The sequence below is a fragment of the Pantoea sp. VS1 genome (genome assembly GCF_002207995.1).
Taxonomy (GTDB): Bacteria; Pseudomonadota; Gammaproteobacteria; order Enterobacterales; family Enterobacteriaceae; genus Pantoea; species Pantoea dispersa.
Genome location: NZ_NHZE01000126.1, coordinates 13932 through 33202 on the forward strand (window position 1 = coordinate 13932; position 19271 = coordinate 33202).

Consider the following 19271-nt stretch of genomic DNA (forward strand, 5'->3'; position numbering starts at 1 on the left):
GATGAAAAAAACGGTACTGGCGTCACTGCTGATGGTGTTTAGTCTGGGCGCTATCGCTGAACAGGGCGGTTTTGAGGGCGGTAAAACCCCGCCGCCGCAGAAACAACAGGACGCCGGTTATAAAGGTTCTGAAGACACCGGCCAGACGCATATCGAACAGATTCGGGATTTTCGTCAGGCCGGCTATGTCACGCTGGAAGGTTATATCGTTAAAAAGTTAAGCGGTGATAATTATCAGTTTCGCGACAGCACCGGCACCATCACCATTAAAGCCGCTGCCGGGACGTTTAAAGGCAAAACCTATAACGCCGAGGATCAGGTCCGGGTGAGCGGCAAAGTGTATGGCCGGGGCGAAAATACCCGTGTGGATGTTGCACGTATCGAAGAACCTTAATGCGTTATCGTCCGGTCCGCCGTCGCGTGTGCGGCGGACATTATCTTTCCCTTCGCAGGAAATCATCGCATGAAGACCCTGTTTGCCAGTCTGTTAATCCTCTCCACCCTGACCGCGCTGGCTGGCTGTCAGCAACCTGAACGGCCAATTGGTCCTGACGGACGCCCTAATGTCCCTGCAGAACAACCGGTGCCCGGGGGTCCTATGAGTAAAGGACCGGTAGGCCAGCCCCAAGCCTGACCGCAGAAGAACGCAGCAATATCTCTCTATAAAGAAACCGGTATCAGAAGAAAAAACCTCCCGCAGGAGGTTTATCACCTAGATCGGTTTCTGCCCATCGTCTTCGCCGGTGTCATCATCGTCATCAAGCGGCTCTTCACCGGGCACCTGCGCATCATCAGGCAGCGGAGTGACATCATCGGGTCGTTCTGACATAAGCACCTCCATACCCCACATTGGGTAATAACTATTTTAGTTGCGTTATCCTTCAGCCCGGCGGGTTTATCACGCATCTGTGAATTAAGCGTAAGAAGTAAATTAGTTATGGGTTAACGCTTTGCTTATCGCCTGCCCTCGGCTATCGCGATAAACAAAAAAGGCCACCCGAAGGTGACCAATAATAGGGTACTCGCTGCGTTAGTCATCAGGTGTGGTTATTAATTTATTTCGCCACATGAATAACACAACTGAATTAATTCGCTTCTTTCATCACATACAACGACGAGGCAATGGCAATCATAATCGACTTACAAAAAATACATTTTGCGCCGAGTGGATTTTGCCTGTTCCTGTCAAAAACGGACTGGCGATATTGAGAGCCCTGACATTGTGGGCATCTCATAGCATTAATTACTGTAATAATCAGAGACCTGTAACGTTAACAGCGGACGGACCTTTAGGGCCGTTTTCTACAGAGAATTCAACTTTCTGACCGTCATCGAGTGAGCGGAAGTCAGTTCCCTGAATGGCAGAGAAATGGACGAAAACGTCTTTGCTGCCGTCTTCCGGAGAAATGAAGCCGAAACCTTTCTCAGCGTTGAACCATTTTACTGTACCGAGCATTTTATTCGACATGTTTATACCTTGATAATGAGCCATATGGCATTAGAGGCTGAACCGCAGCGACACATCAGAACCTGAGATAAAACTCAAAGAGAAAGGCACAGGAAAGGCACTAACACAGATGAGAGATACAAAACGAACTAACTATGGGACTGTCTGCTTATCAGACCGGAGACGCATTAACGCACGTCTGGCGGGTAAACACAAGCGCTAATAAAATTTAATGGCCAATTAAAGGCGTAACGAAACGGTCAACGCACCGCGTTTAAATTTTTAAGTGGATAGAATCAGTCACTATTTTCATTTCTGAAAGCCTCAGGCATTTAAAATAATTATTTTGCTGCGGCCACGACTGCCATTTCGCCAGGTAAAGAGTAAGCCGAAAAAAAGACAAAAAAAGACCCAATACGATTCCTGTATCGGGTCCAGGGAAATGGCTCGTTGAGAGCCGTGCGCTAAAAGTTGGCATTTTTGCAGGCGAGGACGCCTTGCCTTTTAAAGGTAGACCAGCATCGGTGATTTTCCAGCCAGCGGGCTACGCCGCTGGCAAAAGCTGCCAACTCTGTGATCGGGCTGGCACTAACGGCTGGCAGGCGCAGCGGCAAAAATGTGCGCTACGCCTGAAAATGCAGGGATTATTTACCGCACAGCTGCTGGGCGCGATCGACGATCGGCTGCAGGCTCATCTTTTGTCCGGGATGCGCTTTATCGGCGGCAAGGATGGTATCGATGGACTGCAATGTGCCCTGCCCGGCATTGCCGCGCGCCAGCGCTTTATCATTAAGCGGATACTGCAGCAGTGTGCTGGGGTTGATGGCAAACAGCGCGCCATCTTTCTCGCAGGTCAGCATCACCTCTTCACGGGTGAACGGCCACTTATCTTTGCCAATTTCAAAACGGCTGACGGTGATAATCTGCCCGGCGAACGCCTGGCTGCACAACGCCATCAGTAACCCAGCTGGAATCAGTTTCTTCAGCAAAATCTCGACCTCATCTCATCTTTTAACAGACTCAGGCCGGCGACAGCGTGGCAAACACGCTCACCAGCCCGATAACAATCAACGCCAGCAGCAGCTCGAGCTGCGTCAGACGGATAAAAAGTTTCGGTGCCCGGCTGGCGGCCAGGCGAAAACGCGGCACCAGCAGATAGCGATTAAGCAGCGCAATCAGCACCATCAGTGCCACCAGCAACGCTTTGCTCACCAGCAGCTCGCTCCACAGCGTGGCGGTCCAGTTTAGCGGCGTGCCGGCAATCAGCAGGCTGTTGACCGTGCCGGTAACAATCGCCAGCGCCACGGCCAGATGACCATAGCGTGAAAAGCGCATCATGCTGCGAATGGCATCGGTGCGCCAGGCAATGTTACGCGCCTCGCGCATTAATAGCAGCAGCGGCAGCAGACCACCGGCCCAGAAGGCGGCCGCGATCAGGTGCAGCGCATGATTCCCCTGCTGCAGCAGTCCCGGCATGCCATCGCGCATCGCCGCATGGCCGACGCCCGCCAGCGCCACCAGCTGCAACAGCGCGCTCACCAGTAACGCCTGCTGGCGCAAATTACCACGCAGGCGCAGCGCCAGCGTGCTGAGCAGGGCAAACAGGATAACCCAGCGCCACACCGCGCCGAAACGCGTGCCCAGCACCGCCAGCCAGACGTCGATGCTGGCGATACTGCGCCAGTCGCCGCTCATCAGCCCGGTCTGCGTTGCCAGCATCAACAGCGCACTGAGTAAACTCAGCACGGCGCTGTATCCCACCAGTTGCCTCCAGCGCTGCGCCAGCACCGGTCGGTAGCGCGCCGGCGCCAGCAGCGCGGTATAAAATGCACTGCCGGTCAGCAGAAACAGCGCCAGAAAATGCAGCGCCCGCAGGACGATCCAGAACGCGCTAAGACTCATTACTTCACGCTGAAGCTGTAGCTACCTTTGGTTTTGTGGCCGTCCACTGACAGCACGTGCCAGTTGACCTGATACTGGCCCGACGCCAGCGGCTGGGCGATCGGCACAATCAGCTGATCGTGCTGCTGCGGATTCAGCTGGGCTTTCTCCAGCGCCACCGGTTGCTGCTGCGCGTTGGTCATTTCCACGCCGCTGAATGCCGGTTCAATATCTTCGGTAAATGTCAGGGTGAGTTGCTGCGGCGCGCGCTCCACCACGGCGTTATCCGCCGGCACCGGGGCTTTCAGGTGGGCATGTGCCAGAGCCAGCTGGCTGAAGCCCAGCGTCGCGCCCGCCAGCAGTAGCGCGATAACGCGCCTGGATGCAGTTTTCATCATCACGTCTTCCCTTTTAACTGCGGCACTGCGCCGCAAATGTGGCAGCAGGATACGCCGCTGCTTTTAGGCTGTCGAGACTTGCGGTGCGATCCAATTCCCTTGATCCAGCAGGGCGAAACCATTATTTTTGCCCCTGTTTATCAGGAGAAAAGCATGAGCCAAAACCTTGCCCTGCTGTCGCAGGAAGAGAAAGACAAAGTAAACGTCGATCTCGCCGCCGCTGGCGTGGCGTTTAAAGAGCGCTATAACATGCCGGTGATCGCCGAGATGGTGGAGCGCGAGCAGCCGGAAGCGCTGCGCGACTGGTTCCGTCAGCGCCTGATGGCCTATCGCCAGGCATCGCTCAGTCTCTCCCGCCTGCCCTACGAACCTAAGCAGAAATAATTTATGTTACGCGTAATCGATACGGAAACCTGTGGCCTGCAGGGCGGCGTGGTGGAAGTGGCGTCGGTGGATGTCATTGACGGCCAGATCGTCAATCCGATGAGCGATCTGATCTGCCCGGATCGGCCCATCAGTCGTCAGGCGATGGCGGTGCACCGCATCACTGAAGCCATGGTGGTGGGCAAGCCGACCATCGAAGAGGCGATTGGCCGCTATCACGGTAGCCCGCACTATGTGGCGCATAACGCCAGCTTTGACCGGCGCATGCTGCCGACGATGCCGGGCGAATGGATCTGCACCATGACGCTGGCGCGCCAGCTGTGGCCGGGCATTAAATACGGTAATCAGGCGCTGCGCCACAGCCTGAAACTTGAGGTGTCGCCGCCGGATGATCTGCACGCGCACCGCGCGCTGTACGATTGCTACATCACCGCCGCGCTGCTGATCCGCATTATGGAAACCTCCGGCTGGAGCGCCAGCGAGATGGTGAGTCGCTGCCAGCCGGCGCCGGTCAGCGACGAGGTGTTCCCGTTTGGTAAGTATCGCGGTCAGAGCATCGGCAGCATCGCGCGTAAAGATCCGGGCTATTTGCGCTGGGTACTGGAAAACGTACGTGATTTGCGCGCGCCGCTGCGGCAGACGCTGCGCAAATACGTTAAGGATACTCAGTAATCGCTGCGCGGCGGCAGCGTGCCCTGCGCCAGGGCGATCAGGAAAGTGAACTCCTGCGCCACGCCTTCATAGGATTTATAACGTCCTGATTTGCCGCCGTGGCCGGAATCCATATCGGTGCAGAGTAACAGCAGCGCATCGTTGGTGCGCAGCTCACGCAGCTTTGCCACCCACTTCGCCGGCTCCCAGTACTGTACCTGCGAATCGTGCAGCCCGGTGGTCACCAGCAGGTGCGGATACGCCTGCGCCGTCACGTTGTCATACGGGCTGTACTGGCGGATGTAGCGATAGAATTCCGCCTGCTCCGGATTGCCCCACTCATCATATTCACCGGTGGTCAGCGGAATCGACGGATCGAGCATGGTCGTGACCACATCGACAAACGGCACCTGAGCGATCACGCCGTGAAACAGCTGCGGTGCCATATTCAGCACGCCGCCCATCAGCAAGCCCCCGGCACTGCCGCCCATGGCATACAGCTGCTGCGGGTTGCCGTAGCCTTTCGCCACCAGCGCTTCAGTGACATCAATGAAGTCGGTGAAGCTGTTCATTTTATGTTGCAGCCGGCCATCGTCATACCACTGCTGGCCCAGCTCGCCGCCGCCGCGCACGTGGATAATCGCGTAGATGAAACCGCGCTCCAGCAAACTGATGCGGCTGGTGCCAAAACTGGCCTCCATGCTGCTGCCATACGCGCCGTAGCCGTACGCCAGCAGCGGATTGGCGCCGCGCTGAAAGTGTTTGCGGTGATAAACCAGCGAGACCGGCACTTCCGTGCCGTCGCGCACCGTGATCCACAGATGTTCACTTTTGTAGTCGGCAGAGTCAAAGCCCGGCACCGGGGTTTGCTTGAGAATGCGCCGCTCGCCGGTCTCCATGTTCAGTTCGAACAGCGTGGTCGGCGTCGTCATCGACGAGTAGCCGTAGCGCAGCGTGTCACTTTCCGGCGTGGGGTTGTAGGCCAGCCAGGTGACATAGGCCGGATCGTCAAAGGCAATACCGTAACTCTCGCCGCTCGCCCAGTTAATCTGGCGCAGGGTATTTACTCCGCGCTGGCGCTCTTCGACCACCAGCCAGTTACGAAACAGCTGGAAATCTTCCATCACTACGTGGTCGCGCGGCGGAATCAGGGTTTGCCAGCGATCTTCAGCCAGCCACGCGCTGCGGTACAGGCCGAAATTTTTGCCGTCGCGGTTGGAGCGAATGAAGAATTGGTGATCATAGTGATCGATGCTGTATTCATGATCGCGCCGCCGCGGACAAAACACCTGCGGCTGTGCGTCCGGATATTCCGCGTCAATCAACAGAATTTCACTGGTAGTGGTGCTGAACAGCGCGATCAGGATGAAGTGTTCCGAGGTGGTTTTATGCACGCTGAGGTGGAAAGACTCATCCTGTTCTTCATACACCAGCTGATCTTCCGACTGCGGATGCCCCAGTTCGTGACGCCACACCTGATAAGCCAGCAGCGTTTTCGGATGCTTGCGTACGTAGTAGAGGGTGCGTGAGTCGTTGGCCCACGCCACGCTGGATGACGCGTCGCGCAGCACCTCCGGATACCAGCTGCCGCTGTTGAGGTTTCGAAAGCGGATGCCGTACTGGCGGCGCGATAAAAAATCTTCCGCCAGCGCCATCACCTGGTTATCCGGGCTGATATCCAGCGTGCCCATGGTGTAAAAATCACTGTGTGCCGCGCGCTGGTTGCCATCCAGCAGCAGTTGCCACGGCTGGTCGGCGGGCGCATCCACCGGCTGGCGGAAATAGGCCGCGTACTCATTGCCGGCTTCGTAACGGCTCTGATAGCGGTAGCCGCGTTTAACGTACGGTACCGAATGGTCCTGCGCCGGCAGCCGATCGATGATCTCTTTCAGTACCCGATCCTGCAGCGCATCCTGAGAAGCCATCATCGCTTTACCGTAGCGGTTTTCCGCCTCCAGATAAGCCAGTACCTCGGGGTTTTGCCGGTCATCATCACGCAGCCAGAAATAGTTATCGGTGCGCGTTTCGCCGTGTAACGTCATGTGGTGGGGGATTTTTTTCGCTTGCGGCTGATTCATTACAGAGTTTCTCCCTGAAAGACGACATCCTGCAAGCGTGGCACTTCTGGCAGAGGAAGCCAAGCCGGAAACGCACGCGAAGTGTAACCGGAGGCCGCCGCAACCGCCTCCGGCGTGACTCAGGCCGCTTTTTCCGCCGCGATGTCGCGCTGAATACCGTCGCGCACGTCCTGCGGAATTTTTAGCGCATCGCCGAGCGCAGAGAGGTAACTGCGTTCCATGAAATGATCGACATCGATCGCCGCACAGCTAAGGAAATAGAGTTCCAGCGCTTCCTCTTCATTTTTCACGTCGGCGGCCAGCCACTGCGGATCGAGCGGACGGTTCATTGCCTGCTGAATCAGCGCTTCCGCCTGCGCCCCGTAACCGGCCTGATGGATGTTCTGCTCGATGGCCGTGCGCTCGCGATCGTCAATGTGCCCGTCGCTTTTCGCAGCAAACACCAGCGCAGTTACCAGTCGCTCCGCGCGCTGGTCGAGCGGCGTCTGCAGCTGGCCAAACGCAGGCTCATCCTGATGGGTTTCACGCACGCGCTGCTTGTATTTATTCCACAGCACCGCGCCTGCCGCCGCCCCGCCGCCGACCAGCAGCGCGGTGCCGCCGTATTTGGTTAACAGCTTGCGCGACGATTTGCTGGCAATCAGTAAACCCGCCAGGCCACCCAGCGCGCCGGGTGCCAGCATATCGCTCAGGCCGCCTGATTTGCCGTCACCGCCCTTCTTTGCCAGAACCGATTGAATTTGCTGCAGCCAGTTACTCATCGTTTAACTCCTGTTTAAGTTTCCGCTCACTATGCTGCCGCACGCTGTGTCAGTTAACGTCAGAGCCGGCAAAGTATGGCAAAGCCGGACGTGCGCAATGCGTGAGTGCGCAAACGTTTTCGTTTATACTGCGCGCGCATTTTGACTGCTAAGGTGAAATTATGACGACTCTCGGAACCGCGCTGCGTCCTGCCGCAACGCGTGTCATGCTGTTAGGTTCAGGTGAATTGGGCAAAGAGGTGGCGCTGGAGTGTCAGCGTCTCGGGGTGGAAGTGATCGCTGTCGATCGCTATGCCGATGCCCCGGCGATGCACGTTGCGCATCGCAGCCACGTCATTAACATGCTGGACGGTGACGCACTGGCGGCGCTGATTGCGCAGGAGCAGCCCCACTTTGTGGTGCCGGAAATCGAAGCCATCGCCACCGAAAAACTGCTGGAGCTGGAAGCGCAGGGGCAAAAAGTGGTGCCGACGGCCCGTGCCGCACGCCTGACCATGAACCGCGAAGGCATCCGCCGTCTGGCGGCGGAAGAGCTGGCGTTACCGACTTCAACCTATCAGTTTGCGGATAGCAAAGCGCGTTTCGTCGCGGCCGCGCACGAGATCGGTTTCCCCTGCATCGTGAAACCGGTAATGAGCTCCTCCGGTAAAGGCCAGAGCTTCATACGCGAAGCCAGCCAGCTGGATCACGCCTGGGATTACGCGCAGCAAGGCGGACGCGCGGGCGCGGGCCGGGTGATTGTCGAGGGCGTCGTGAAGTTCGATTTTGAAATCACCCTGCTGACCATCAGCGCGGTGGACGGCATCCACTTCTGCGCGCCAATTGGTCATCGTCAGGAAGACGGTGATTATCGTGAATCCTGGCAGCCGCAGCAGATGAGCGAACTGGCCCTGCAGCGCGCACAGGATATCGCCGCTAACGTGGTGAAAGCGCTCGGCGGTTACGGCCTGTTTGGCGTGGAGCTGTTTGTGTGCGGCGACGAGGTGGTGTTCAGCGAAGTCTCTCCGCGTCCGCACGATACCGGTATGGTGACGCTGATTTCGCAGGATCTCTCTGAGTTCGCGCTGCACGTGCGCGCCTTCCTCGGCCTGCCGATTGGCGGCATTCGCCAGTATGGACCGGCTGCTTCGGCGGTGATCCTGCCACAGCTCGATAGCCACAACGTGCAGTTTGTGAATGTGGAAGCCGCACTCGGTGCGGGTCTGCAGCTGCGCCTGTTTGGTAAGCCGGAAATTGCGGGGCAGCGCCGTCTGGGCGTCGCGCTGGCGACAGGTGACAGCACCGATGATGCCGTGGCCCGCGCCATTGCCAGCGCCGCGGCCGTGCAGGTTCAGGGCTGATTGCCAGGGTGGTGACGCAGCGCCATCACCACCCGCAAAAAATTGACCGCTGCCGCGTAGCAGTTGCGCGGCAGCGCTATTAACGATTAGCGGGGTGAAGCCGCACCTGCCACAGCCTCACGCGCCAGCTGCGTAATGCGATCCCAGTCGCCGCTCTCCAGCGCATCGTTTGGTACCAGCCACGAGCCGCCAATACACAGCACGCTTTTCAGCGCCAGATAGTCACGATAGTTGGCCGGGGAAATGCCGCCGGTCGGGCAAAAACGCACCTGCGGGAATGGACCACCAATCGCCGCCAGCGCTTTGACGCCACCGTTAGCCTCTGCCGGGAAGAACTTGAACTCGCGCAGACCATAATCCATGCCGACCATCAGTTCTGACACTGTGCTGATGCCTGGAATCAGCGGCACCGGGCCTTCCACCGCCGCCTTGAGCAGTGGCTCAGTGAGCCCCGGGCTAATGACAAACTGCGCGCCGGCGTCGGTCACTTCTTTCAGCTGCTGGATATTGATCACCGTGCCGGCACCTACAATCGCTTCCGGAACTTCTTTGATCATTGCCCGCAGCGCATCCATCGCCACCGGCGTGCGCAGCGTCACTTCCAGCACGCGCACGCCACCTGCGACCAGCGCCTTGGCCATCGGCACCGCATGTTCCAGCTTGTTGACTACAATCACCGGCACAACCGGGCCGGTAGTCAGAATCTGTTCCGCACTCGTTTTCCAGTTCTTCATTACGTTTCCTCAGGAGAGACAGCCCGACGCGCGGTCACGCTGTCAGAAAGAGAGCCCTACCATACAAGATCGGCCGGACGGACGTCTATTGGATATCATCAATTTTTGAAACCGCGGTTCATTTTTGAATGATTGCCTGGTGCGCATCATTCCGCATCCGTCTGCAGAGTCGCCATTCATGGCGACCAGGGTAAACCCTCGCTGACTGAAAACAAAACGCCCCTGGCGAACAGCGCAGGGGCGTTATCATAAATCTCTCAGTCAGCAATGCAGGAGCGGTTATTCAAACTCGTTCCACGAACGGCCGTCGCGGGTAATCATCGCTACCGACGCCACCGGGCCCCAGGTGCCGGCCTGATACGGTTTGGAGGCGTCGCCATCCGCATTCCACGCTTCAATAATCGAATCGACATAGGTCCACGCCGCTTCAACCTCATCGCGGCGCACAAACAGTGCCTGAATACCGCGCATGGTTTCCAGCAGCAGACGCTCGTAGGCATCCGCCAGATGCGACTGATTGAAGGTTTCGGAGTAGCTCAGATCCAGCTTGGTGGTCTGCAGCTTGTGCTTGTGATCGAGACCCGGCACCTTGTTGAGGATCTCAATATCCACGCCCTCGTCCGGCTGCAGACGAATCGTCAGCTTGTTCTGCGGCAGTTCGGCGTAAGAGTCCTTAAACAGGTTCATTTCCGGGTTTTTGAAGTACACCACCACTTCTGAGCACTTGGTCGGCAGACGCTTACCGGTGCGCAGGTAGAAAGGCACGCCCGCCCAGCGCCAGTTATCGATATCCACGCGGATGGCGACGAAGGTTTCGGTGCTGCTCTGCTTGTTAGCCCCCTCTTCTTCCAGGTAGCCCGGCACTTTTTTGCCCTGCACAAAACCGGCAGTGTACTGACCGCGTACGGTTTTCTCGCGCACGTTGGTCTGGTCGATGCGGCGCAGCGAGCGCAGCACTTTCACCTTCTCATCACGAATCGCGTCAGCGCTGAGATCGGACGGCGGCGACATGGCGATCATGGTGAGGATCTGCAGCAGGTGGTTCTGGATCATGTCACGCATCTGGCCGGCTTTGTCGAAGTAACCCCAGCGGCCTTCGATACCCACCTCTTCCGCCACGGTGATTTGCACGTGGTCGATGGTGCGGTTGTCCCAGTTATTGACGAAAATCGAGTTGGCAAAACGCAGCGCCAGCAGGTTGAGCACCGTCTCTTTACCAAGATAATGGTCGATACGGAACACCTGGCTTTCATCGAAGAATTTACCGACGCTGTCGTTAATCTCCTGCGAAGTCTCCAGCGAGGTGCCAAGCGGCTTCTCCATCACCACGCGCGCCGGTTTGGCGTTGAGTTTAGCGGCGCCCAGGCCTTCACAGATGGCGCCAAAGGTGCTCGGCGGCATGGCAAAGTAGTTGATGGTGACGCGGTTTTTCTGATCCAGCATCTTGCCCAGTTTCGAGAAGTGCGAGGTGTCGTTAACGTCGAGGTTGCAGAAGTCGAGACGGCCGCTGAGCTTGTCCCACAGCGCTTCGTCAATCTTCTCCTTCATGAAGGTTTCCAGCGCTTCACGCACCACTTTGGTGTAGGCCTCTTTGTCCCACTCCGCGCGACCCACGCCAATAATGCGCGTGGTATCGTGAATCTGACCGGCTTTCTCCAGCTGATACAGTGAAGGCAACAGTTTCCGGCGTGCAAGATCGCCTTTGGCACCGAAAATCACCAGATCGCATGCCTGGGCTGTTTGTGTTACCGCCATTTTCCTCTCCTCGTTGCAGGATATACCCGGCCTGAGCGTCCTCATCCTGCCGGGTCCTTATTGTAATTTTCTTACAGCACAATGTACTTTTTTCACCGCGCCAGGACAACCCGGCTGCGGTCGGTTACAGGTGATTATCCTGCACCGCCGGGGCGCATTTAACGTGTTGCGAAGTGCGCTAACGCGCCTTTTTCTGTTTCGATGTTTGTCGGGCGAAAACCCGGCAGCGATCAAAGTATGACAAAAAAAGCGCGGTTACATTTGTCCGCCGCTGCGTACGTCAGGCTATTACACGGTATATTCCGCATAATTGGCAGCTATTTCACGCACGGGTGAACGCAAAAAAAGTGATTGATGGTCATCGGGTTAACAACATGCTGGATCAAATACAGGCGCAGCTGGCCGCGCTGAGCAAATCAGAACGCAAAGTGGCAGAACAGATTCTGGCCGCGCCGCAGCAGGCGATGCACTCGAGCATTGCCACGCTGGCACAGGCGGCGCAGGTCAGCGAACCGACGGTGAACCGCTTCTGTCACCGCATGGGCACGCGCGGCTTTCCCGATTTCAAGCTGCAGCTGGCACAGAGTCTGGCCAAAGGACCGAGCTGGGTCAGTCGCGATGTCGAAGAAAATGACAGCGTAGAACGCTACAGCCACAAGATTTTTGATTCCGCGCTGGCGGGACTCAGCCGCGTGCGTCAGCAACTGGATATGCAGGTGGTGGCTCAGGCGGTGCAGGCATTGTCACAGGCCCATAAAGTGGCCTTCTTTGGCCTTGGCGCCTCGGCGGTGGTGGCGCATGATGCCACCAATAAATTTCTGCGTTTTAATCTGCCGGTCATCTGGTCCGAGGATATTGTGATCCAGCGCATGAGTTGCATAAATAGTGGACCAAATGACGTGTTTGTTCTGATATCGCATACTGGCCGCACCAAAAATATGATAGAACTGGCTCGCCTGGCGCGTGTAAACGCTTCCACCGTGCTGGCTATCACCTCGCCCGGATCGCCGCTGGCAGAGGAAGCCACGCTGGCGCTGACGCTGGATGTACCGGAAGATACCGACATCTATCTGCCGATGGTTTCCCGCCTGGCGCAGCTCACCGTGGTTGACGTGCTGGCAACCGGTTTTACCCTGGAGCGCGGTTCCGCTTTCCGCGAGAATCTCAAACGGGTAAAAGAGGCGCTGAAAGCGTCGCGCCTCGAAAAGCCGACGCCGGAATCACGCGCACAGCAAAATAATTAACATCACATTCACAATGTGAGTCGAATCACAGCCCCTCGATCATATAGAATGAGTGACCATTGCGTGTCACTTGTGATCGACACGATACTTTGTCAACGGAGTCCTTCATGTCCAGACGTCTCAGAAGAACCAAGATCGTTACAACCCTCGGCCCCGCCACCGATCGCGACAACAACCTCGAAAAAATCATCGCGGCGGGCGCTAACGTTGTGCGACTCAATTTCTCCCACGGCACCCCGGAAGATCATCAACTGCGCGCCGATAAAGTGCGGCAGATTGCGGCCAAACTCGGTCGCCACGTCGCCATTCTTGGCGATCTGCAAGGCCCTAAAATTCGCGTATCAACCTTCAAAGAAGGCAAAGTTTTCCTCAATGTCGGTGACCGCTTCCTGCTGGATGCCAACCTGAGCAAAGGCGAAGGCGACAAAGAGAAAGTCGGTATCGACTATAAAGGCCTGCCGGAAGATGTGGTGCCGGGCGATATCCTGCTGCTGGACGACGGTCGTGTGCAGCTGAAGGTGCTGGAAGTTCAGGGGGTGAAAGTGTTCACCGAAGTGACCGTCGGCGGTCCGCTCTCCAACAATAAAGGCATCAACAAGCTCGGCGGCGGTTTGTCGGCTGAAGCGCTGACCGAAAAAGATAAGCTGGATATCATTACCGCGGCGAAAATTGGCGTCGACTATCTGGCGGTCTCCTTCCCGCGTAACGGCGAAGACATGAACTACGCGCGCCGTCTGGCACGCGATGCCGGCTGCGACGCCAAACTGGTGGCGAAAGTGGAGCGCGCCGAAGCGGTGGCAACGCAGGAAGCGATGGATGACATCATCCTCGCCTCTGACGTGGTGATGGTGGCGCGTGGCGATCTCGGCGTGGAAATTGGCGATCCGGAGCTGGTGGGCATTCAGAAAGCATTGATTCGTCGCGCGCGTCAGCTGAACCGCACCATCATTACAGCTACCCAGATGATGGAGTCGATGATCACTAATCCGATGCCGACCCGCGCGGAAGTGATGGATGTGGCAAACGCCGTGCTGGACGGCACCGATGCGGTGATGCTGTCGGCGGAAACGGCGGCCGGTCAGTATCCGGCGGAAACCGTGTCGGCGATGGCGAAGGTGTGTCTTGGCGCGGAAAAAATTCCAAGCGTGAACGTATCCAAACACCGCCTGGACGTGCAGTTCGACAATATCGAAGAAGCGATTGCCATGTCGGCGATGTACGCCGCTAACCATTTGCAGGGCGTGTCGGCCATCATTACCATGACCGAATCTGGTCGTACCGCACTGATGACGTCGCGCATCACTTCCGGTCTGCCGATCTTCGCAATGTCACGTCATGAACGTACCCTGAACCTGACCGCGCTTTACCGTGGCGTGACGCCGGTGTTCTTTGACAGCAACAACGATGGTGTCGCCGCCGCGCACGATGCGGTTAATCTGCTGCGCGACAAAGGGTTCCTCGTCTCCGGCGACCTGGTGATTGTCACCCAGGGCGACGTGATGGCGACCACCGGCACCACCAACACCAGCCGTGTCCTGCGCGTAGACTGAGTTTTACGCACCTCCTGACAGCGGCTGTAACAACATGGACAAACGCGACTGCCTGGCAGTCGCGTTTTATTTTTCACTGACAAGGAGGCCAGATGGCCCGCTATCAACCCATCAGTCAACTCACCGGGCGCGTGCTGCTGTTTCCGCTCGCGCTGGTGCTGTTTGAGTTCGCGACCTACATCGCCCATGACATGATTCAGCCCGGCATGCTGCTGGTCACCGCCGAGTTTAACGTCGGCCCGGAATGGGTATCCACCTCACTCACTGCCTATCTGATGGGCGGCGTGGTGCTGCAGTGGCTACTCGGTCCGCTGTCGGATAAATATGGCCGGCGTCCGGTATTGCTGTTCGGCATTCTGTTCTTTGCCGCCGCCTGTGTTCTCACCACCTGGGTGAGCAACATCGAGCAGTTCGTTACGCTGCGCTTTATCCAGGGTATCAGCCTGTGCTTCATTGGCGCAGTAAGCTATGCCGCAGTGCAGGAGGCGTTTGACGAGGCGTTAGCTGTGCGCATGATGGCGCTGATGGCTAACGTGGCGCTGCTGGCACCGCTGGCGGGTCCGCTGGCCGGTGCCGCCTGGCTCACGGTGGGCGAATGGCGCAGCATGTTCTGGCTGTTTGCGGTTTGCAGCCTGCTGGCGTTTGTGGTGCTGTGGCGCATCATGCCGGAAACCGCCGGCGATCGCAGCCACTCCATTGCATTACCGAACCTGGCGCGCGGCTACGGACGGCTGGCGCGCGATAAGCAGGTGATGTACGGCTCCTTCGCTATCGGCCTGGTGTTCATCCCGATTCTTACCTGGGTGGCGCTGTCGCCGGTGATTCTGATGCATGAAGAGGGCTTATCCCGCCTGCAGTATGCATTGCTGCAATTACCGGTGTTTCTGGCGATGATCGCCGGTAACCTGACGCTGGGCAAACTGGCGGGACGCGTGGCCATCGAGCAACCGGTAAAATTTGCCGCCTGGCCGATTCTGCTCGGCCTGAGCATCGCGCTGGTGGCGAACCTGCTCAACAGCCACAGTTACCTGCTGCTCACCGCCGGTCTTAGCCTGTATGCGTTTGGTGCCGGGATGGTCAACGCCGGGCTGTACCGGTTGACGCTCTATTCCAGCAGCGAAGGCAAAGGCAGCATCGCCGCCATGCTGGGGATGATCAGCATTCTGACGCTGGCGGCAGGGATTGAAGTGGCGAAAAGCGGTTATTTCAGCGGCGGTACGCCGTGGTTCAGCGCGATAAACTTCGTCGCCGGCGTGTTGTGGTTTGGCCTGGTGACGCTGTTCCTGCGCGAGCGCAAGCGGCGCAGTCTCCTGACAAGCGTCGAATGAGTGATGACGAACCGTGCCGGGCGGCACGGTTCAGCACGCGTTAGCTATTTACGCGGGTACAAATCCTTCCGCGCGTAAGGCTCAATATCCCCTTCTTTACGCGTCTTCAGCAGTTTGAGAATCCACGTGTACTGCTCCGGATGCGGGCGCACGAAGATTTCCACCTCTTCGTTCATGCGCCGCGCCAGCGTGGTGTCATCGGCATCCAGCAAATCGTCCATCGGCGGGCGCACATAAATCTCCAGCTTGTGCGTCGCGCTGTTATACACCGGGAACAGCGGCACGACGCGCGCGCGGCATACTTTCATCAGACGCCCGACCGCCGGCAATGTCGCTTTATAGGTAGCAAAGAAATCGACAAACTCGCTGTGCTCAGCACCGTGATCCTGGTCCGGCAGATAGTAGCCGTAATAGCCCTGACGCACCGAGGCGATAAACGGTTTAATGCCGTCGTTGCGCGCGTGCATGCGGCCGCCAAAACGGCGACGCACGGTGTTCCAGATATAATCCATCAGCGGATCGCTTTGATTGTGGAACATCGCCGCCATCATCTGGCCTTCCGAGGCCAGCAGCATCGCCGGAATATCGACGCCCCAGCCGTGTGGCACGAGGAAAATCACGTTCTCATGATTCTCCTGCAGCGCCGTGATGATCTCGCGGCCGTGCCACTCAACGCGCTGGCGCACGCGTTCAGGATTACGCATCCCCAGCTCGGCCATCATTACCATCGCCTGCGGCGCGGTGGCAAACATACGATCAGCAATCTCTTCGCGCTGCGCTTCGCTGAGCTCCGGCAGGCAATAGTAGAGATTGATCAGCGCACGGCGGCGCGCACTTTTCGCCAGCTTGCCGGCAAACTTACCCAGCCCGCCCAGCACCGGATCGCGCACCTTTGCCGGCAGCATCGCCATACCGGCCAGCGCACCAATCGCCAGCCAGCTGCCCCAGTATTTCGGCTTTAAAAAAGAACGTTGAAAAACGGGAATAAACTCACTGTTATTTTTTTTTCGGGTTTCCATGCACTCGCCTCTGACAATGACGGCTCAATAATAGTGACGGCAGGTAATTTTGCAATCTTCACAGGCCAGATAGCAAAAAACCGACGAAGAATCCGTCGGTTTTTGCGCGTTTGCCCGGAAATTAACGTTATTTCAGCGTCAGCTGTGGCAGATAACTCTTCACCTGCGCCAGATAGGTGCTGCGATCTTTACCAGTCAGCCCTTCCATGCGCGGCAGCTTCGCCGTCAGCGGGTTGACTGCCTGGTTGTTGATCCACACTTCATAATGCAGATGCGGTCCGGTGGAGCGACCGGTGTTACCGGAAAGCGCGATGCGATCGCCGCGTTTCACTTTCTGTCCCGGTTTCACCAGCGCTTTGCTCAGATGCATGTAGCGGGTCATGTACTGACGACCGTGACGGATCGCGACGTAGTTGCCGGCGGCTCCGCCGTTTTTCGCGATTACCACTTCGCCATCGCCGACGGCCAGTACAGGCGTACCAATCGGCAGCGCAAAATCGACGCCTTTGTGCGGCGCGATGCGCCCGGTCACCGGATTCAGGCGGCGCGGATTGAAGTTTGACGAGACACGGTACTGCTTGACCGTCGGGAAGCGCATGAAGCCACGCGCAAGACCGGAGCCGTTGCGGTCGTAGAACTTGCCGTCTTCCGCGCGGAACGCGTAGTAATCTTTACCGCCGGTGCGCAGGCGCACTCCGAGCAGCTGGCTCTGCGCACTTTTACCGTCCAGCATCTCGCGCGACATCAGTACGCTAAAGTCATCGCCGGCGCGCAGCTTGCGGAAATCCATCTGCCACTGCATGGCTTTAATCACGCTGCTGGTTTCGGCGCTGGTCAGGCCGGCGCGCTGGGCGCTGGCGGCGAAACTGCCGCGCACTTCGCCTTTCAGGACGCTGTTCTGCCATTCACCCTTCTGCATCTCCTGCTGCATCTTAAAGCTGCCGTTCGGCTGACGCGCATAGGTGCGGGTTTCACGCCGATCGATCTCCCAGGTGAAGTCCTGCAGCGCGCCATCGGCATCCAGCGTCCAGCTCAGCTGCTGCCCCACGCGCAGATTACGCAAACTCTTGTCGCTGCTGACCAGCGCATTGATGTCACCGAGATCGATACCGTACTGATTAAGCGCGCTGCTCAGCGTATCGCCTGAGGAAACAGTGTAGTCATGCTGATCGGGATTGACCGGTACGTCTTTGTCGATGTCATCCGACGGGATCTCGTCTTCCGGTTCCGCCGTGGTTTGATCGATCGGTTCACTGGCTTCCGGCAGCAGCGTGCGCAGCTCGTTTTTGTCCAGCGTAATGTCTTTCACGATGGGCGCAACATCGCGGGGATGATAGACGTAAGGCCGCCAGACAGCGACGGCCAGTGTAACAACGGTGAGTGACCCCAGCATAACGCGGTGGGGGCGCGGCAAATTATTAAATGCGAGGGCGACAGAGCGGGCTATCTGCTGCACTTTTACCTATTCCTCTATGCTCCATTCAGGCAGCTCGCATACTGGCTTGACAGCTGTGAGAGGAATTTCACGTAGCTGTCTTTGGTTAAGCTGATTCCCATGCCTAACGGGTCGAGGGTGCCTTTACGCACGCTGGTTCCGCGAGACACGGCATCGATGACCGCCGGCCTGAATTGTGGTTCAGCAAAAACGCAGACTGCTTTCTGCTCAACCAACTGTGTTCGTATTTGATGTAAACGCTGGGCGCCCGGCTGGATCTCAGGATTGACGGTAAAATGACCTAATGGTGATAAACCGTAATGTTTCTCAAAGTAGCTGTAAGCGTCGTGAAAAACGAAATAACCCTTGTTCCGTACCGGCGCGAGTTGTGCGCCAATCCGTTTGTCTGTGTCCGCCAATTGTGCCTCAAACTGCTGCAGGTTGGCGTCAAGTTTGGCTTTGCTTTGCGGCATAAGTTCCAATAATTTTCCGTGGATTGCAACAGCAGATTGTTTCGCAATCTCCGGCGACATCCACAGGTGCATATTAAACTCGCCGTGGTGATGATGAGTATGAGACGGGTCCTGGTTCTCAGAATTGTCTGAGTCATGGTCGTGATCGTGACCGTGCTCATGTTCGTCCTCATCTTCACCGCCGCTAATCAATAGCGGTTTTACGCCAGGCAAGGCGGCAATTTCGAGGTTCTTACTGGCCGGTAACTCCCCGGCGGACTTCGTCAGAAAGGCTTCCATCTCCGGACCGGTCCATACTACTAAGTCAGCGTTTTTAATACGTTTTACATCGGATGGCCGTAAGGCATAATCGTGCTCTGAGGCACCGTCCGGCAGCAATACTTCAACCGGCATAATGCCATCGGCAATGGCGGCTGCGATAAATCCGAGAGGCTTGATTGAAGCCACCACCGCAGACTGCGCGGAAAACGTGGTGGCGAGGCTTAACGCCGCCGCAGAAAGGGTAAAAGCCAGGCGCTTTTTATTGTGTAACATAATGCGTCATTCCATCGTGACCAGGTGATGGAATGTGATATTATAACATTCGAAATTCAATGCAACCCGTAAATATCATGTCGTCACTTGTTACACTCGAAAACATTTCAGTGAAGTTTGGCCAGCGCGCGGTGCTGGCAGGCATCAGCCTGTCGCTGCAGCCGGGCAAAATTCTCACTCTGCTGGGCCCCAACGGAGCCGGCAAGTCCACGCTGGTGCGCACGGTACTCGGCCTGCTCGCGCCAGACAGCGGCAGCGT

20 protein-coding genes are annotated in these 19271 nt (G+C 57.4%); 8 read left to right on the forward strand and 12 right to left on the reverse strand.

What is annotated here, in order from left to right:
- The first annotated feature begins 1 nt into the window (after position 1).
- Complete coding sequence (locus CBW22_RS24750; protein ID WP_088518147.1) at positions 2–394, forward strand: YgiW/YdeI family stress tolerance OB fold protein; 393 nt, start codon at positions 2–4, stop codon at positions 392–394.
- A gap of 691 nt (positions 395–1085) precedes the next feature.
- Here the strand turns inward: CBW22_RS24750 and ymcF are convergent.
- The 5 genes from ymcF to copC form a co-directional block, all read right to left on the reverse strand.
- Entirely contained in the window at positions 1086–1235 is a 150-nt protein-coding gene (gene ymcF, locus CBW22_RS26870) for a cold shock small protein YmcF (RefSeq protein WP_223815600.1), read from the reverse strand.
- A gap of 20 nt (positions 1236–1255) precedes the next feature.
- Positions 1256–1468, reverse strand: a complete 213-nt coding sequence (cspE, locus tag CBW22_RS24755) for a transcription antiterminator/RNA stability regulator CspE (RefSeq protein WP_021510003.1) — start codon at positions 1466–1468, stop codon at positions 1256–1258.
- 623 nt (positions 1469–2091) lie between these two features.
- The gene (locus tag CBW22_RS24760) at positions 2092–2439 is read right to left on the reverse strand and encodes a YebY family protein (protein WP_031280196.1); all 348 of its coding nucleotides are present in this window, start codon (positions 2437–2439) and stop codon (positions 2092–2094) included.
- A 28-nt stretch (positions 2440–2467) separates the two neighbouring features.
- Complete coding sequence (copD, locus tag CBW22_RS24765; RefSeq protein ID WP_088518140.1) at positions 2468–3349, reverse strand: copper homeostasis membrane protein CopD; 882 nt, start codon at positions 3347–3349, stop codon at positions 2468–2470.
- Positions 3349–3726 (reverse strand): copper homeostasis periplasmic binding protein CopC, encoded by a 378-nt coding sequence (gene copC / locus CBW22_RS24770; RefSeq protein WP_059009744.1) that lies wholly within the window; start codon positions 3724–3726, stop codon positions 3349–3351. Before copC ends, copD begins: the two co-directional genes overlap by 1 nt.
- A gap of 153 nt (positions 3727–3879) precedes the next feature.
- Here copC and CBW22_RS24775 point away from each other — a divergent pair, with 153 nt between their 5' ends.
- Both CBW22_RS24775 and exoX read left to right on the forward strand, forming a co-directional pair.
- Positions 3880–4110: a DNA polymerase III subunit theta gene (locus tag CBW22_RS24775; protein ID WP_010616356.1), complete on the forward strand. Its 231-nt coding sequence runs from the start codon at positions 3880–3882 to the stop codon at positions 4108–4110.
- Between the two features lie 3 nt (positions 4111–4113).
- Positions 4114–4782 carry an exodeoxyribonuclease X gene (exoX, locus tag CBW22_RS24780; RefSeq protein WP_088518141.1) on the forward strand — a complete coding sequence of 223 codons (669 nt, stop codon included), beginning with the start codon at positions 4114–4116 and terminating at the stop codon, positions 4780–4782.
- On the opposite strand, the gene CBW22_RS24785 is transcribed toward exoX, so the two are convergent.
- Positions 4776–6839, reverse strand: a complete 2064-nt coding sequence (locus tag CBW22_RS24785) for a prolyl oligopeptidase family serine peptidase (protein ID WP_088518142.1) — start codon at positions 6837–6839, stop codon at positions 4776–4778. The genes exoX and CBW22_RS24785 overlap by 7 nt on opposite strands.
- A gap of 119 nt (positions 6840–6958) precedes the next feature.
- Positions 6959–7600, reverse strand: a complete 642-nt coding sequence (locus tag CBW22_RS24790; protein ID WP_088518143.1) for a tellurite resistance TerB family protein — start codon at positions 7598–7600, stop codon at positions 6959–6961.
- 161 nt (positions 7601–7761) lie between these two features.
- Between CBW22_RS24790 and purT the strand changes: the two genes are divergently transcribed.
- Entirely contained in the window at positions 7762–8940 is a 1179-nt protein-coding gene (purT, locus tag CBW22_RS24795) for a formate-dependent phosphoribosylglycinamide formyltransferase (protein WP_031280195.1), read from the forward strand.
- An 86-nt stretch (positions 8941–9026) separates the two neighbouring features.
- Here purT and CBW22_RS24800 read toward each other — a convergent pair whose 3' ends face one another.
- Together CBW22_RS24800 and zwf are read right to left on the reverse strand one after the other, a co-directional pair.
- Positions 9027–9674, reverse strand: coding sequence for a bifunctional 4-hydroxy-2-oxoglutarate aldolase/2-dehydro-3-deoxy-phosphogluconate aldolase (locus tag CBW22_RS24800; RefSeq protein ID WP_088518144.1), 648 nt, complete (start codon positions 9672–9674; stop codon positions 9027–9029).
- Positions 9675–9953: 279 nt separating this feature from the next.
- Positions 9954–11429, reverse strand: coding sequence for a glucose-6-phosphate dehydrogenase (gene zwf / locus CBW22_RS24805; RefSeq protein ID WP_021509979.1), 1476 nt, complete (start codon positions 11427–11429; stop codon positions 9954–9956).
- A gap of 374 nt (positions 11430–11803) precedes the next feature.
- On the opposite strand from zwf, the gene CBW22_RS24810 reads away from it, so the two are divergent.
- From CBW22_RS24810 to CBW22_RS24820, 3 genes are all read left to right on the forward strand, one after another.
- Positions 11804–12673, forward strand: a complete 870-nt coding sequence (locus CBW22_RS24810) for a MurR/RpiR family transcriptional regulator (RefSeq protein WP_088518148.1) — start codon at positions 11804–11806, stop codon at positions 12671–12673.
- 107 nt (positions 12674–12780) lie between these two features.
- On the forward strand, positions 12781–14223 hold the full coding sequence (gene pyk / locus CBW22_RS24815; RefSeq protein ID WP_021509977.1) for a pyruvate kinase: 1443 nt from the start codon (positions 12781–12783) through the stop codon (positions 14221–14223).
- A 92-nt stretch (positions 14224–14315) separates the two neighbouring features.
- Positions 14316–15551 carry an MFS transporter gene (locus CBW22_RS24820; RefSeq protein ID WP_088518145.1) on the forward strand — a complete coding sequence of 412 codons (1236 nt, stop codon included), beginning with the start codon at positions 14316–14318 and terminating at the stop codon, positions 15549–15551.
- Between the two features lie 44 nt (positions 15552–15595).
- Here the strand turns inward: CBW22_RS24820 and lpxM are convergent, their stop codons facing one another.
- The 3 genes from lpxM to znuA form a co-directional block, all read right to left on the reverse strand.
- Complete coding sequence (gene lpxM, locus CBW22_RS24825; protein WP_058771224.1) at positions 15596–16570, reverse strand: lauroyl-Kdo(2)-lipid IV(A) myristoyltransferase; 975 nt, start codon at positions 16568–16570, stop codon at positions 15596–15598.
- Between the two features lie 127 nt (positions 16571–16697).
- Positions 16698–18026: a murein DD-endopeptidase MepM gene (mepM, locus tag CBW22_RS24830; protein WP_031280193.1), complete on the reverse strand. Its 1329-nt coding sequence runs from the start codon at positions 18024–18026 to the stop codon at positions 16698–16700.
- Positions 18027–18040: 14 nt separating this feature from the next.
- Positions 18041–19012 carry a zinc ABC transporter substrate-binding protein ZnuA gene (znuA, locus tag CBW22_RS24835; RefSeq protein WP_088518146.1) on the reverse strand — a complete coding sequence of 324 codons (972 nt, stop codon included), beginning with the start codon at positions 19010–19012 and terminating at the stop codon, positions 18041–18043.
- 77 nt (positions 19013–19089) lie between these two features.
- Here znuA and CBW22_RS24840 point away from each other — a divergent pair.
- Positions 19090–19271 (forward strand): ATP-binding cassette domain-containing protein (locus tag CBW22_RS24840; RefSeq protein ID WP_141097372.1); only part of this gene is annotated, 182 nt, incomplete at its 3' end.